Genomic DNA, 15,024 nt, shown 5'->3' with positions numbered 1-15,024 from the left:
TCCGCGTGCGGCGGGTCCTTCGCCTCCGCGTGCGGCGGGTCCTTCGCCTCCGCGTGCGGCGGGTCCTTCGCCTCCGCGTGCGGCGGGTCCTTCGCCTCCGCGTGCGGCGGGTCCTTCGCCTCCGCGTGCGGCGGGGTTGGTCTCGGCGCGTGCCGCAGGGCCGTCGGTGTCGGGGCGCGGTGCCGCGCCGGGGTTGGCGGGATCGGGCGGGTTGGCGCCGCGTGGCGCCGGTTCGTTCCCGCCGGACGTCCCGGACGACGGGGTGGTGCCCGGGTCGGCGGGCGGCGTGGAGCGGAAGCGCGGCGGCGGCCCTGGGTGGGACGAGCCAGGGCCGGACGACCCGGTGTTCGGCGGCGTCCCAGGGTGCGGCGAAGGCCCAGGGGTGGGCGACGGGCCGGGGTGCGGCGACGGGCCGGGGTTCGGTGGCGCGCCCGCCCAGGCCGGGCTGGTGCTGTGCGGGGCGGCGACGTTGCCGGCGCTGAGCGGGTCGGGGGCGGGGGCTCCCGGCGGGATCACCGTGGCGCGGATCTCGACGATGGGGTTCCCGTCGGCGTCCCGGGCGTTGGTGTCCACATGGGTGATCTGGTACTGGGTGCCGCGCGGAAGGATGAGCTCGCGCTGGTCCGAGAAGGCGCTGTTGCGCCCCATCCAGACGCCGTGCGAGCCCTCCGGCAGGTCCATGTGGATCCGGTAGCTGAACGGGCTGTTGTCGACGACGGCGGGATCGCGTCCGAGCGACGTCGACATGTACGCGGGCTCGTGCTGGATCGTGCCGACGAGCAGGTGCGCGTCGCGCGGGCCGAGCGCCGTGCCGTCCGGGAGGCGCATGAAGCTCACGTCGTGCAGGCCGCGCTCGGTCTGCACGGGCTCCGGGAGAGGCTGGTTCAGCGCCTGGTCGAGCTTGCCGATGCGCTGGTTGAAGGCGTCCAGGGTGGGCGTCTCACCGAAGTACTGGTTCAGGAACGACCAGTAGCCCGCGTCCTTGCCGATCTGGCCCAGGCGGGCCTCCGGGTCGTCGGACAGCAGCACGTCGTCGATCAGGGCGCGCTGCTCCGGGGTGAGGTTCGGGTGCGACGACCAGCGCTCGAGGTCTCCCACCGACGGGAGGGTCCTGCCGTCGTTCATCCCGGCCAGCGCCCAGGCCCTGTTGAACTCGCCCTGCCAGTGGTTCAGCGCGCCTTGCAGGTCGGCGCCCGGCCGCAGGAACGCGTTCGGCATCGACTGGACGGTGTACTGGTACAGCGCGTTCTGCAGGTGCGGCGGCAGGCTCCGGAACTGGTCCCCGAGACGGTTGTCGCCGTACCACTGGCCTTCGTCGTTGCTGGGGAAGCGGCGCACCGGGTCGGGCGCGACCTCGCTGCCGTCCCGGTCGTGGATTGCCCAGCCCGACGACTCCGGGCGGCCGTGCGCGTTGAGGTCGACCGCCCCCGTCGGGGCCGTGACGCGGACCCCGAGGTGCTGCGCGAGGTCGGCGGCGAAGCGCCCGTCCCCGCTGTTGTTGGACAGCAGGAGCAGGTCGCGCCCGTTCCAGTTCGGGTCGCTGCGGACCAGCGACGCGAGGTCCGCCGCGTTCATCGGCCGGTCCCCGACGATCACGCCGTCGCGGTTGCCGTGCGCGTCGAGGACGAACCGGCCCGCAGGGTCGGGCGGCACCATTCCCGCCGCCCCCCGCATGTGCGGCTCGTCGGGTCCGTAGAGGGCCCGTCCCGCCGGGGTCTCGGCGCTGTTCCGCCAGGCGTCGTGCAGATGGTCCGGCAGGCCGCTCGGCGCGTCGTGGCGCGGCCGCGGCCCGTCGCCGGGATCGTGCGGCTGCCCGTCCCGCGCCCGCGGCTGCCCTTCATCGGCCCGCGGTTGACCTTCGTTGTCGCTGCGCGGTCGGCCGTCGTCCGTGCGGGGCCGGCCGTCCTCGGTGCGGGGTCGGCCTTCGTCGTCGGTGCGCGGTCGGCCGTCGTCGGTGCGGGGCCGGCCCTCGTCGTCGGTGCGTGGCCGGCCTTCGTCGGTGCGGGGCCGGCCTTCGTTGTCCGTGCGAGGCTGGCCGTCGTCCGCTCGGGGCTGGCCGTCGTCGGTGCGCGGCTGGGCCTCGTTGTCCGTGCGTGGCTGGCCGTTGTCCGTGCGTGGCTGGCCGTCGTCCGTGCGGGGCTGGTCCTCGTCGGTGCGGGGGCGGGTTTCGCCCTCTGCGGGCGTGCGTCCGTCCTCGCCGGGCGGGTTCTCGTCGGTGCGGCCCGGTCCCTCGTCGTTCCGCGTCTGGCCGCCGTTGTCCGCACCCGGCCGGCCTTCGTCCGGGCGGGGCTGAGCCTGGCTGTCCGGGCGCGGTTGTCCGTCCTCACCGAGAGGCTGGTTCTGGTCGGTGGGCGTTCGGCCTTCGTCGGGACGGGGCTGGGTCTCGTCCGAGCCCGGCTGGCTCTCCTTGGGGTGAGGCTGCCCCTCGTTCGTTGACGTGTTGCCGTCCGGCGCGCCGCCGCCGTCCGGGTTCTGGGACGTGGTGGAGCCGCCGCCGTTCGTCGTGCCGTTCGGCGCCTGGGTGCCGTTGGCCCCGAGGTGCTGGTCCATGACCTGGCCGATGGCCTGGGCGAGCGCACGGGGGTTCTCGGAGAGGCGGTACTCGGTGAACGCCTCCGCCATCATCTCGTGGGGATCGCCGGACCCGTAGCCGGACAGGGCGTTCTCGACGCGCTGCTGCGTGGCCGCGTCGTGCGGCTGCGTCGCGTCGTAAGGGACGCCGAGCGCGTTGGAGACGGCCCGGTTCAGGTCCGCGAGCATCCTCGGGTCGTTGAGCAGCTGCTCCCCGAGGTGGTGCCCGAACTCGTGCGTGAAGACGCCCTCCGTCGAGCCGCCGCCGGGCACGGTGAACCCGGTCGCCTCCTCGTCGGCGCCGTCCTCGGCGCGCGCGGCGTTGTCCCCGAACGCGTCCTCGTTGAGGTAGATGCCGGGGCTGTTGGACTCGGGGGTCGCGTAGGCGAGGACGTCGTCGTTGCCCGGCCCGAGCGACTGGTTGAAGTCCTCCGAACCGATGTGGGTCAGGCCCTGCATCGTGCTCGGGTAGTCCGCCGCGAGCTGCTGGATGGCGTTGTTGACCTCGTGCACCGCGGCCGGGTCGATCGGGCTGGACGTGAAGTCCACGGTGGGCGCGTCGTCGCCGAACTGGGAGAGGATGTCCCGCGTCTGCTGCTCGGCGTCCGCGAGGTCCTGCGACTTGTCGGACGAGCCGTCCTCGTTGGACGAGCCGTCGCCGGAAGTGCCGTCGTCCGGCGTGCTGCCGTCGCCGGCCTCCTTCTTGTGCGGCGCTTCCTCGTCCGGCTGGGAGGTCTCGTCGTGCGGCGGTGTCTGCTCGTTGCGGACGACGCCCTGGTCGTCCACGTTCTCGATCGGCGCCGGCTTCGGCTGCGAGCCCGGATCCGAGGGGTCGTAGGACTCCTGCCTGGGACGCGGAGACTCCAGCGGCGGACCGCCGTCCCCGCCGGGACGCTCGGACGGCCGCGGCGACGACGGAGACGAGGACGTGGGCGTCCGCCCCGTCCCACCGCCGCCCGAAGGCGGGCGCACGCCGCCCGGGGATGCCGTTCCGGCCGGTCCGCCCATCGTGCCCATCGGCATGATCGGCATGGCCACGAAGCCGGGCCCCCCGTTGGAACCGTCCTCAGGCCGCGCCATGGCGTCCTGCGGATCGGTGGACCCCTCGGAGGCGCGCGGGTCCGCGTCGGACGCGGTGTTCGTGCCCTCGCCACCGGGCGCCGGAGCATCGCCGGGCGGTGTCGCGCCATCGCCGGGCGTCGCACCGCCGCTAGGCGTGGTGCCGTCATGGGGAACGGTGCCGTCGCCAGGTGTGGTGCCCCTCGCCGGGTCGCCGGACGCGGGGTCGCTGCTTGCGGGAGTGCGAGTCTCGCCGCCGGGCGTGCTCGCGTTCCCTTCGCTGCGGGTCGGCGACGGGGACCCGGTAGGCGTCGGCGCGCCTCCGGCCGTCGGCTCGGGAGAAGCGGAGCTTCCGGAAGGCGGCGTAGACGTGCCATCGCCAGGAGTGGACGAGCCGGGAGGCGGCGTGGACGTCCCATCACCCGGGCTGGACGCCCTCGGCTGCGGGGAGGACGTGCCGTCCCCAGGCGTGGAAGTGCCGTCTCTGGGGGTGGAGGAGCCGTCGTGGGGTGCCGACGTCCCGTCTCCGGGCGTGGCAGTGCCGTCGTGGGGTGCGGACGTGCCGTCTCCGGGTGTGGCGGAGCCGTCGTGCGGGGTCGTTGAGCCGTCGCCGGGCGTAGAGGTGCCGTCTCCGGGTGTGGCGGAGCCGTCGTGTGGGGTCGTTGAGCCGTCACCGGGGGTGGCCGTGCCGTCGTGGGGTGCCGACGTGCCGTCGCCGGGGGTGGTCGAGCCGTCGTGCGGGGTGGTCGAGCCGTCTCCGGTGGGCGACGAGGTGGGCTGGGATGGTGCCGTGTTTTCGCTGGGGCTGGACGAACCCGAGTGCGGAGTTGGCTCTCCGCCACCTGGCGTCGGCGAGCCCGTGTCCGGGGACGAAGCGCCGTCCGAGGTGCCGCCGTGCGGGGTGGTCGAGGTGTCGCCCGGAGAGGACGAGCCGCCGCCTTGCGTGGACGTGCCGCCGCTCGGGGTCGTGGAGCCGCCGCGGGTGCCGGAGCCCCCGCCGGGCGCGCCGCCCGAACCCGTGCCGCCGCCACTGCTCGCGGACGAGCCACCGCCACTCGGCGAGGAGGACGAAGAGCCGCCTGCCGAGGAGGAACCGCCGCCGGTCGAGCCTCCGCCGGTTGCGCCCCCGCCACCGGGGGCCGCGCCACCCGGGGCTGCGCCGCCGCCCATGGGAGCACTGCCGCCCACGGGGGCCATACCGCCGGGAGCCGCGCCGCCGCCTGCGGGACCGCCGCCGACCGCGCCCCCGCCGACAGGACCGCCGCCGGACGGGGACGAGCCGCCGAATCCGGACGGGTTGCCGCCGAGGCCGCCGCCCGAGCCGCCGCCGGGCCCGCCGCCCGAGGACGCCCCGCCGCCGTCGCCGCCGGCGGAGGCCAGGGAAGCCCCGCCGCCGCCTCCGCCGCCGGTGTCGCCGAGAAGCGTGGCGATGCGGTTGCCCCCGCCCCCGCCTCCGCCGCCATCGCCGCCGCCGTAGTGGGAGCCGCCGCCCCCGCCACCGCCGGAGTGCGACCCGCCGCCGCCTCCGCCACCGCCGGAGTGGGATCCACCACCGCCTCCGCCGCCGGTGTTGGAGCCGCCGCCCCCGCCACCGGAGTTGGAGTGGGAACCGCCTGAGTTGGAGCCGCCGTCGCCGCCTCCGCCGCCGTTGCCGCCTCCGCCGCCGTCACCGCCGCCGGTGGACGGCGAGGGGGTGTGGGAGGGCGTGGGGGCCGGGTCGTTCGTCGGGGTCGGCGGCGTGCTCGGGTTCGGCGGGTTGGCGCCGGGAACGTGTGAGTTGTACTCGTTGAGCCCGTCCTTGCCGCCGCCGACGGCGCCGCCGAACGCGCCGGACGTGGCGCCCTTGGCGATGGAGTCCCAGGTCAGCGGGTCGCCGTGCACGGCGGCGGTGGCGACCGTGCCGGCCACGCCGCTGACGGCCTCGGACACGCCGTCGCGCACCATGCCCTTGGCCATGCCGCCGAGCGCGGTGTCGGCGGGGCCGTTCAGGCCGGGGACCTTGCCCATGCCGTGGCCGATGCCGCCGGAGATGGCGCCGCCGATCGCGCCGTCGAGGGTGGCGGAGCCGGTCTTCTTCCAGTCGACGCCGTCGCGGTTGCCCTGCGCGATCTGGACGCCCTGGACGAGCAGGTCCAGCCCGCCCCCCTGGAGCGCGCCGACCACGGCGCCCTTGAGGACGGCGCCGAGGAACCGCTGGCTAAGCCACTCCAGCAGCCGCTGGAAGATGGTCCTGGACGCGACCTGGGCCCCGGCCTCCACGGCGGGGATGGCCGCGGTGGACGCGCCGAACGTCGCGAACGCCGCCGCGATCAGATAGGCGATCTCGATCGCCGTGATGATCAGCAGCGCGATGAACATGTACTTCGCGTACTCGATGTCGAGCGCGCCGCCGTCCAGCGTCTCGCCGAGCTGCCCGCACGACTCGACGAGCTTCGTCAGGATCTGCGGATCGGTGGAGACCCACTGGTCCCACTTCTTGCCGAACTCCTCGGCCGCGCCGCTGTCGAGCGCGGCGCGCACGTCGCCCGCCGTCTGGTTGAGGTCCTCGATCAGCTCGTTGATCTCGGTGCCGGCGGTGCGCCACGCCTCGGCGGCGCGGCGCATGGCCGTCTCGTCGCCCTCAGGCCAGTCGGAACCGATGATCCAGGACAGCCACTGGACCGGTTCTGGGATTTCAAGACCCACGATCAGCTCACTTCAGCCTCGAGGCGTCCTCTGCCTGCTTGTAGGTCTTGGCCATCTGGTCGACACCCTTCTTGATGCCTTCCAGGCCGTCCTTGAGCTTGGGGAACGACTCCAGGACGCTCGTACTCGGCTCCTTGTAGCCCTCGGCGAACGTCTTGCCGGTCTCGTCGGAGCCCCAGCACTCGCCCTCGGCCATGAGCGCGGAGTTGAGCCGGTCGTAGATCGCCTTGAGCTGCGTCGCGCCGTCGTGGAAGCCCTTGCCCGCGCGCTTGAGCTCCTCTGTGTCGACCTCGAGGTACTCGTAGGTCATCGCGGCGGGATTCCGAGCCGCTCGCGGATCGCGTCGAAGTCGTCCGGCCGCTCCGGCAGCAGCTTGCCGAAGTCGACGCCGCCCTCCGCGGCGCCCTCCGGCGCGAGTCCCCGCATCGCCGCGCGCATCTGCTCGACGACCTGCGCCTGCGCGTCCCGGGACGCCTCCATGATCGCTTCGGCGAGCTCCGCGGAGCCGAGCTTGCGCTGCACGCGCGGGTCGAGTTCGAGGGAGGTCAGCCGGCCCTGCCGGTCGACCTTCACCTTCACCATGCCGTCGGCGGCCTCCGCCTCGGCCTCGATCGCCTCCAGCTTGGACTGCATGTCCTGGATCTGCCGGCGCTTCTCCTGGTACGTCTGCAGGAGCTCGTCGATATGCGCCTGCCATTCAGCGCGCACAGGCACCCCTCTGTTCGTCGGGAGCTTGCAAGAGCCCGCGACCGCGCACGATCACAGGTACACACAGGGATTGATCATTTATAGGGGTTTCAATGTGGATTTCGCAACCTGTTCCGGACTGTCCGTGATTGCCATGCAGTGCTCGGACGTCGCACGATGCCGCCGGAAGCCGTCCGCCCTGTGGAACCCTGGCTTGTGGAACACTTCGGGGACCGCGCGGTGCGCCGCGCGATCCCAGAGGACGACCTTGGAGGGGTGTGGCGAACGATGCGCAGGAGGCCGAACATCTGTGACGCGTGCGTGCGCCTGCAGAAGAGGTCCAACCCTGGCGCGCAGACGTCGCTCGACCGCTGGATCCCCTACTGCGACGCCTTCCCCGAGCGGGTGCCGGACGAGATCTACCGCGGTGGGTTCGACCACCGGAATCCCTACGAGGGCGATCGGGGCATCCGGTTCGAGATGCGTCCCGGCGGGGAGCGGATGCTGGCCGCGTACGAGTCGTCCCTCGCCCGCAAGCAGGCGAGGGCTGCGCAGGCCCGGCAGGCCGAGCAGGACGGCGAGGAGCCGGGGCAGGGCGGCTGACGCCGAGGCGCGCCGCCCGGCCCGCGATCAGTTGCTCCACAGCAGCGTGTTGGTGACCTCGACGCCGAGCTCCCCGGCGGTCGCGAAGACGCTGCCCGTGCGGCCGCCGGTCGGGCCGCCGTTGGACCAGTACGACTGGGCGTAGACGACCGTGGAGCCCTGGGCCCAGGTCCGCGTCCAGTACGCGGGGTCGGCCTTCGGCTGCGGAAGCCCGCTGGCGTCCGAGGGGGTCAGCAGCTTCGGCCAGCCCTCCTGGTTCGTGTAGCCCTTGACGATGGACGCGTCCGTCGAGGTGGCGAACTTCAGGATCGAGACCGAAGTGATGATCTTCTTTGACGGGTTGGCGTAGACGGCCGAGTACATGCTCCCGACGCAGGGGTGCCGGCGCAGCGCGGGCAGCAGCACGGAGTTCGCGCGGGTGGTGCACGACTCGGTGCGGGTCCCCGCCTGCGTGAACACGTTCCCCTTCGCCGTCGTGATCGTCCGGCTCAGCACGCCGGACGGGTCGACCGCCCCGCCGCTGGAACGGGTGGGCGTCGGCTGCGTCGTCGGTTCCGTCGTCGATTCGAGGGTCGGCAGGCGCGTCGTGGACGGCAGCGAGAGCGTCCGGGCCGGTTCCTTGTCATCGCCGCCGAACACGAGGACGGCGACCGTGCCCACGATGGCCACGGCCAGCACCGAGCCGACGAGGAGCAGCCACACGAGCGTGCTGGCGCCGCCGCGCGGCGGGGGCGGGGGAGGGAAGCCGGGGCCGCCGGCCATCGGCGGCGGGGGCGGGCCGACAGGCCCGCCGGGCGGCGGGTATCCCGGCCCGCCGGACGGCTGACCGGGCCAAGGTGGGGGGTTCATGCTCGCTCCGGGCGGTTCACGTGCGGGGTGCCGACTGAGATCCGGCCAGACTACGGGAGGGACCTGGGGATTTCATGGCAGATTTCCCATATGCAGGTCATCGTGCCGATGAAACCCTGATGAGGTATGGCTCCTAGGCTGTGACGGATGGGTCATGCATCCGGTCTCGGTGCGTGCGGTGACGAGTGTCTCGTAGGCTTGCCGGTGAGAGGGGAGGCAGGTGTCCGACTCCAGCTGGCAGCACGCGGTCCTGCGCGAGATCGGCGTATCGCGGCGGGGATTCCAGATGCTCGACGCGACGCCGAACAGCCCGGCCCAGGGGTCCTGGGGGGCGGAGGCGCCGCCCCGTCCCGCGCCTGAGCAGCAACCGGCCGCCGCGCCCGTCCCGCAGCCCGCTCCGCAGCCCGTGCAGGCGGCCTCACCGGCACCCCCCGAGGTGCCGCCGTTCGCCGCGCCCGTCGAGCCGGGGCAGGACGCGCCCGACGGCCCGGCGCCGCTGCTCCCGGAACCGCAGCCCCTGCTCCCGCAGCCCTCCGAGCCGTCCCCGCAACCCGCCGCCCAGCAGCCCGTCGCCCCGCAACCTGCCGCCCCGCCGCCCTTCGCCCAGCCGATGGCGGCCCAACAAGCGCCCCCTCAGCAAGCCGCTGAGCAAGCAGCCGCCGAGCGCGCGGCAGCCGAGCAGGCCGCCGCGCAACAGGCCGCCGCGCAACAAGCGGCGGCGCAGCAAGCCGCTGAGCAAGCAGCGGCCGAGCGCGCAGCGGCCGAGCAGGCGGCGGCCCAGCAGGCCGCCGCGCAGCAAGCGGCTGCGCAACAGGCGGCTGCGCAACAGGCGGCGGCGCAGCAGGCCGCCGCGCAGCAGGCCGCGGCGGAGCAGCCGACGGCGGAAGGCCAGGCCCACGCCCAGCCGGAGCACCTCGAGCCCCTCATCGGTTCCGACTTCGACTGGGAGGCGGCGGTCAACCCCGTCCTCGGCGCGGTGCCGTCGTCCACCGACGCCGGCCGGCAGGCGGACGCGAACGCCGCAGCTCCCGCACCCCAGGCGCCGGCCCATCCGGTCCCGGCCGAGCAGGCGGGCGGCGGCCACCAGATCCCCGCCCACGACCTCGTCCGCAAGAACCAGCACGGCGACCCCCTCGCCCGCCGCATGGGACGCGGCGTCCGCAACGCCATGGGCGGCGGGGGGCGGGAGGCCCGGGAGCGGGCCGCGTTCGCCGACCTGATGCAGCGGCAGGTGCCGAGCTCCCGGCAGATCGCGGTGGCGAGCGTGCGCGGCGGCGCGGGCAAGACGACGATGGCGGCGATGGTCGCGACGGAGCTGGCCCGGCACCGCGCCGACCGGGTGCTGGCCGCCGACGCCGACGCCGAGCTGGGTTCGCTGCCGCTGCGTCTCGGCGTCCGCTCGCAGCTGTCGCTGTTCGACCTGGCGGCGCAGAACCCGCACACGTTCGAGGAGGCGGAGCGCTTCCTCACCCGCACCCCCGACGGCCTTTACGTGCTGTCGTCCACGCGCGACGGACGCATCGCGGGGGAGTTCACCCTGGAGACGTTCCAGACCGCCCTCAGCGCGGTGAGCCGGTACGTCTCCGCGACGGTCGTCGACTGCGGCGCGGGAATCCTCACCGAGGTGAACCGCGGTGTCATCGCGAGCTCGCACGGCCTCGTCCTGGTCACCCCGGGTACGGTCGACGGCGCCCTGAGCGCGCGCGGGGCGCTGGAGTGGTTCTCCTCCAACAACCAGCAGGCGCTGCTGCCGCGCACCGTCATCGCGATGGTGTCGCACGCCCCGCAGGTGGGCGCCGACCTGCAGCGCGCGCACCAGATGCTCACCGCGTGGGGGCTGCCCGTCGTGTCCGTCCCGTACGACCGGCAGCTCGCCACGGGCAGTTCGGTCGACATGTCCCGCATCTCCGCCGCCGCCCGCGCCGCGGTGACGCACGTCGTGTACGAGGTGTTCTCGCGCTCGCTGACCGCGGGGGTGACGCGATGAGCAGCGACCTGGTCGCGCTGGTGCGCCGCCGCCCCGACGTGCACGCCGTCGCCGACGGCATGATCGCGATGGGCGAGCCGCTGGAGCTGCGCGGCGGCGAGCCCGAACCCACGCGCCTGCACGACGGCGAGGGACGCCTGCTCGTGTCGATCGAGGACGCCGTGCAGGTGTCGGTGCAGGGCGAGATCGGCCGGCTGCTCGGCCCCGAGTTCGCGGCGCGGGTGGTGGCCCCCGTCTGGTGGGTGGACATCCGCGCGGCCGCCGACGTGCCGGACGCGGTCCGCGTCGCGCGCAAGTTCGCCGACTCCCTCGTCCACTGGCTCGGCGGGACGGTGTACCCGGAGGGCGCGACCGACGCCCCGGCCCGCAGCTGGAAGGCGTCCGGCCAAGGCGGCGCCCAGCCCGGCGGCGCCCACCCGGGAGGCGGCGCTGCGGGCGGCTTCCCAGGACCGGCGGGCGACGCGGGCGGTGCCGCCTACCAGGGCGGCGTGATCGGCTAGTTCCGCCATCCGGGGCTGGGCCCGCTCCTCGGCGGATACCGCGGCGGTCAGGGCCAGTCGCGGGTGAGGTCCAGGTCCCAGGGGACGAGGTTCCACGGGCTGCGGGGGTCGGTGGCGAGCTCCTCGATGAGCTGCTCGTACTCGGCCTGCGCCTTGCCGCCGCCGCCCGACCACAGGAGCCGTCCCTGCAGGTAGCAGGTCGCCATGTCCCGCCAGGACGTGTACCGCCGCTGGATGTCGAGCGCCAGCGGGAGCATCCGGTCCCAGCAGTACTCCTCGGTCAGCCACCCCACGATGTGGCCCCACCGGTAGAGCATCAGGGCGCGCCCGTAGTCCCAGATGAGGAACCGTCCCACGTTGGCGCGCAGCGCCGGGTCGGCGAGGACCTTCAGCCGGTGCAGCTCCTCCGCCGCGTGGTTGCGGTCGTTGAAGAGCTGGTGGAGGAACAGGGCGAGCTCGGCGCCCTCCTCGCTCGCGTCCGCGCCGGGCTCGTCGCGCAGCAGCGGCGGGACGAGCCGCGCGTACGAGCCGCCCTCGTCCCCGTACCGGACGCGGACGAGCTCGATGAGCCGCTCCACGAACGGGGGCTCCAGCCGGTCGCCGGCGATGAGGCCGTCGACCTCGCGCAGCAGCGCCTCGTACTCCCGCTGCGCGGCGGGGGGCCGGGCGGCGAGGCGGGCGTCCTGCGTGAAGTCGGCGCGGTGCCCGTCCTGGACGAGCCAGTTGACGGCGCCGAGGAGCTGCTCCAGGTCGTAGGCGCCCCAGGGGTCCTGGAGGAGGTCCTGCGCGGCGCGCCGGTCGGCGGCCGCGGCGGACGTGCCGGGCGCTGCGCCGAGCCGGTCCACCCGGAAGCCGTTGACGGCGCCGTAGGGGGCGCCCGCCGCGATGATCCAGCGCTGCACGGGCGTGAGGTCGCTGCCATGGGCGAGGACGCCGGTCAGGTCGGGCGCGGAGATCAGCTCCCAGAGCCGCCGCTGGAACTCCTCGGCCTGCCGCTCCTCGCTGCCGAAGAACCCGGCGAGCTGCTTGCGGAGCGCCGGGTGCCGGACGTAGAGGCGCCGGAAGAACCGCCCGTTCTTCCAGACCAGGTGCTCGGGGCGCAGCTCGCCGAACGGGATCCGCGTCCGCCGGTGGACCACCGCCTGCTCGGCGAACCGCAGTTCCAGGTCCGACCAGAGCCCGGCCAGCGGGGTGAAGCGCAGCAGCAGGAGGAACCCCCCGACCAGGGCCAGCAGCGCGGCGCCGGGCGCGAGCGCCCACCGGGCGAGGTCCTGCAGGCCGGTCAGGGAAAGGACGGCGCCGGTCAGCAGCAGCGACACCCCGCCCGCGCCGAGGCCGAGGAACCAGCTGGTCGTGAGGACGAGCGACCCCTCGATGCGGAGTACCGCCTCGTCGTCGTCGAACTCGAACGACCCCTCGGCGAGCGTCCCTTCGACGGCCCGCTCAAGCGCGTCGAGCTGGCCGGCCTCTCCCATGGGCAGGACCGTACAACATCCCTTACGGGTAGATCATCTCCCCGCTGCCCGGTATGTGGCGGCCTGTCACCACCCGAGGTGGATCAGCCTGATTGGAGGTGCTGCATGAGCATGGCGTGCCGCTGCCAGCCGTCCTGCGAGCGGCCGTCGCCGAGCGGGAAGAACGTCAGCGGCGCGCGCGGCGGGCCGACCTGCTGGCCGGGCAGTCCGTTCGGACCGGCCACCGCGCCCGCGACGGCGAGCGCGACCGGGGCGGGTGCGCCCGTCCAGCGCGGCTCGGTGGTGAGGTCGGCGCGGCCCGGGGTGAGCTGGACGAAGATCGACGCCACCGGCTGGTCGGCGGCCAGTGCTCCGACCAGGGTCGGCAGGTGCTGCAGGGGCGGCGGGTCCTCCGGCGCGTAGCCGACGGTGACGGTGCTGACCTCGGCGACGCCGCCGCCCTCGCTGGCGGTGAAGTCGCAGATCGCCTGCGCGGGGCGGGGCCCGTCGCCGCCGACGATGAGCCGCGCGGTGGAGCGCCCGCGCGCGTACTCGGTGAGCCGGTCGCGCCGCCACGGGTGCTCCAGCGGCTCGGCCGGGCCGAGGCCCGCGGGGGGCTTGCCGGTGACGAGCTGCAGCAGCCGCTCGACGGGCCCGCCGAGGTCGCCCTCGGCGCCGTGCCTGATCCGGTAGACGAGCGTGAGCTGCGAACCGACCGGCGCCGTCGGGCGGGTGGTGTAGCCGGGCGCGTAGTCGCGGGCCTCCGGGACGGGCACGAACGTGCCGCCGCTCCACTTGAGCGGCCGTCCGGTCAGGCCCTCGTAGTAGCCGTCGCCGTTCCGCACGACCCACTGCACGTCGTTCCCGGACGCCGCGGTGCGCAGCGGCAGCGACAGCCGCGACTCCAGCGGCGTGACGAGCTGGAGGGTGCGGCCGCTGCCGGCGCATTCGCCGAGCGCCCTGTTCAGCCAGGCGCTCAGCGGCACCACCGGACGGTCCTGGAGGACGACCATCGCCTGGTCGGTCAGCGCGTCTACGGTGCTCATCTCGCCCCGGAGTCTAGTGCCGCCCGCCGCCCGGCCCGGCGCCCGCGGGCCTGCGTCTTTCCGGTGACGCCCGTGGCGCATGTCCAATCTGTGTTGAAATGTTCCGGATGCAGCGAGCCGTCGCACCCTCTCCCGTGCTGTACGCGGACAGCGCCCCGACGCCACCGGAACCGCCGGTGCGGGGGCGCCTGTGGCGCGTGCTCGGCTGGGTGTCGATCGGCCTGTCGGTCGTGCTCGTCGCGGGCAGCCTCACCGCCTACGGGTTCTGGCGGCGGCTGGACGGCCAGATCGACCGCGAGGACGTCGGCGGCAAGCTCGGCGACCACCGCCCGCCCAAGCTGAACAACTCGCTGAACATCCTGCTGATGGGCTCCGACAGCCGCGCCGGGGAGAACGCCCGCTACGGCGCCGAGGCCGGGCAGCGCTCGGACACCACGATCCTGCTGCACATCTCGCCCGGCGGGGAGAGCGCCATCGGCGTCAGCTTCCCGCGCGACTCGATGGTGCGGATGCCGCCGTGCAAGCGCCGCAACGGCACGACCGTCCCGGCCCAGTTCGGGATGATCAACGCGGCGTTCTCCAACGGCGGCCCCGCCTGCACCTGGAAGACGATCGAGTCGCTCACCAAGATCCACATCGACCACTACGTCGAGGTGGACTTCGCCGGGTTCAAGCGGGTCGTGGACGCGCTCGGCGGCGTGGAGATCTGCGTCCCCAAGCGGATCGACGACCCCAAGGCCGAACTGCACCTCAGGGCGGGCCGGCAGGTCGTCCACGGCGACCAGGCCCTCGGCTACGTCCGTACCCGCTACGTCCTCGGCGACGGCTCCGACCTCGACCGGATCAAGCGGCAGCAGGCGTTCATGGCGTCCGTCGTCAAGAAGGCCACCGACAAGGGCATGCTCACCGACCCCGGCCGGACCTACGACTTCCTCTCCGCCTCCACCAAGTCCATCAAGGCCGACAAGGGCCTGTCGCTGTCGGTGATGCAGAGGCTCGCCGGCTCCCTGCGCGGGATGAGCGCCGGGAAGGTTCGGTTCGTCACCGTTCCCGTGGAGGCGTACCCGCAGGACAGGAACCGCGTCCAGTTCGCCCAGGCCGCCGCCGAGCCGCTGTTCCGGTCCATCCGGGAGGACAACAAGCTCCCCGAGCCCGCGCCGGGGCCCGTGCCCGCGCAGAACAAGGTCCCGCCCGTCCCGCCCGCGCAGGTCAGGCTCGGCGTCTTCAACGCGTCCGGCACCGGCGGCCTCGCCCAGCGGACCGCCGACCAGCTCGCCGAGCGCGGCTTCCAGATCGTCAAGGTCGGCACCGCCAAGAAGCGCTTCGCCCGCACGCAGATCCTCTACGGCGCGGGCGCCGAGCGGCAGGCCGCCCGCACCGCGATCGCGGTGCCCGGCGTCCAGCCGCGCCCGTGGGCGTCCGCCAGACCCGGCTACGTCTACCTGGTCATCGGCAGGGAGGGCGCCGATCTCCGGGTGATCAACCCGACGGTGCCGAAAATGGCGGGAGAGATACGCGCGGACCGCGATATCTGCGCACAGACCTGATGTGGCCGTTCCCCACCGGTATCTTGGCGCGCGCAA

The 15,024-nt window shown here is 74.0% G+C and carries 10 protein-coding genes; 4 read left to right on the top strand and 6 right to left on the bottom strand.

What is annotated here, in order from left to right; genetic code table 11:
• The 3 genes from ABWI07_RS18560 to ABWI07_RS18550 all read right to left on the bottom strand — a co-directional run.
• Window positions 1–6,315, bottom strand: a 6,315-nt coding sequence (locus ABWI07_RS18560) for a WXG100-like domain-containing protein (RefSeq protein WP_353819247.1), incomplete at its 3' end; no start/stop codon positions are given.
• Between the two features lie 7 nt (window positions 6,316–6,322).
• Window positions 6,323–6,625 (bottom strand): WXG100 family type VII secretion target, encoded by a 303-nt coding sequence (locus ABWI07_RS18555; protein WP_149263088.1) that lies wholly within the window; start codon window positions 6,623–6,625, stop codon window positions 6,323–6,325.
• Entirely contained in the window at window positions 6,622–7,023 is a 402-nt protein-coding gene (locus ABWI07_RS18550; protein ID WP_149263087.1) for a YbaB/EbfC family nucleoid-associated protein, read from the bottom strand. The genes ABWI07_RS18555 and ABWI07_RS18550 overlap by 4 nt, the downstream gene beginning before the upstream one ends.
• A gap of 300 nt (window positions 7,024–7,323) precedes the next feature.
• On the opposite strand from ABWI07_RS18550, the gene ABWI07_RS18545 reads away from it, so the two are divergent.
• A complete protein-coding gene (locus ABWI07_RS18545; RefSeq protein ID WP_149263086.1) occupies window positions 7,324–7,605 on the top strand; it encodes a hypothetical protein in 282 nt (93 codons plus the stop codon).
• 27 nt (window positions 7,606–7,632) lie between these two features.
• Here the strand turns inward: ABWI07_RS18545 and ABWI07_RS18540 are convergent, their stop codons facing one another.
• A complete protein-coding gene (locus ABWI07_RS18540; RefSeq protein ID WP_353819246.1) occupies window positions 7,633–8,454 on the bottom strand; it encodes a hypothetical protein in 822 nt (273 codons plus the stop codon).
• A gap of 220 nt (window positions 8,455–8,674) precedes the next feature.
• On the opposite strand from ABWI07_RS18540, the gene ABWI07_RS18535 reads away from it, so the two are divergent.
• Both ABWI07_RS18535 and ABWI07_RS18530 read left to right on the top strand, forming a co-directional pair.
• Entirely contained in the window at window positions 8,675–10,441 is a 1,767-nt protein-coding gene (locus ABWI07_RS18535; protein ID WP_353819245.1) for a CpaE/TadZ family protein, read from the top strand.
• Window positions 10,438–10,941: a hypothetical protein gene (locus tag ABWI07_RS18530; RefSeq protein ID WP_353819244.1), complete on the top strand. Its 504-nt coding sequence runs from the start codon at window positions 10,438–10,440 to the stop codon at window positions 10,939–10,941. Before ABWI07_RS18535 ends, ABWI07_RS18530 begins: the two co-directional genes overlap by 4 nt.
• Window positions 10,942–10,988: 47 nt before the next feature.
• Here the strand turns inward: ABWI07_RS18530 and ABWI07_RS18525 are convergent, their stop codons facing one another.
• Together ABWI07_RS18525 and ABWI07_RS18520 are read right to left on the bottom strand one after the other, a co-directional pair.
• On the bottom strand, window positions 10,989–12,416 hold the full coding sequence (locus ABWI07_RS18525; protein ID WP_149263083.1) for a DUF1266 domain-containing protein: 1,428 nt from the start codon (window positions 12,414–12,416) through the stop codon (window positions 10,989–10,991).
• 83 nt (window positions 12,417–12,499) lie between these two features.
• Window positions 12,500–13,441 carry a DUF6177 family protein gene (locus ABWI07_RS18520; protein ID WP_353819243.1) on the bottom strand — a complete coding sequence of 314 codons (942 nt, stop codon included), beginning with the start codon at window positions 13,439–13,441 and terminating at the stop codon, window positions 12,500–12,502.
• A gap of 107 nt (window positions 13,442–13,548) precedes the next feature.
• Here ABWI07_RS18520 and ABWI07_RS18515 point away from each other — a divergent pair, with 107 nt between their 5' ends.
• A complete protein-coding gene (locus ABWI07_RS18515) occupies window positions 13,549–14,988 on the top strand; it encodes an LCP family protein (RefSeq protein ID WP_353819242.1) in 1,440 nt (479 codons plus the stop codon).
• Window positions 14,989–15,024: the final 36 nt, after the last annotated feature.

The organism is Actinomadura sp. NPDC000600 (assembly GCF_040492135.1).
Taxonomy (GTDB): Bacteria; Actinomycetota; Actinomycetes; order Streptosporangiales; family Streptosporangiaceae; genus Spirillospora.
The sequence above is the reverse complement of the archived record's forward strand: the minus strand, read 5'-3'. Positions and strand labels throughout refer to the sequence as shown.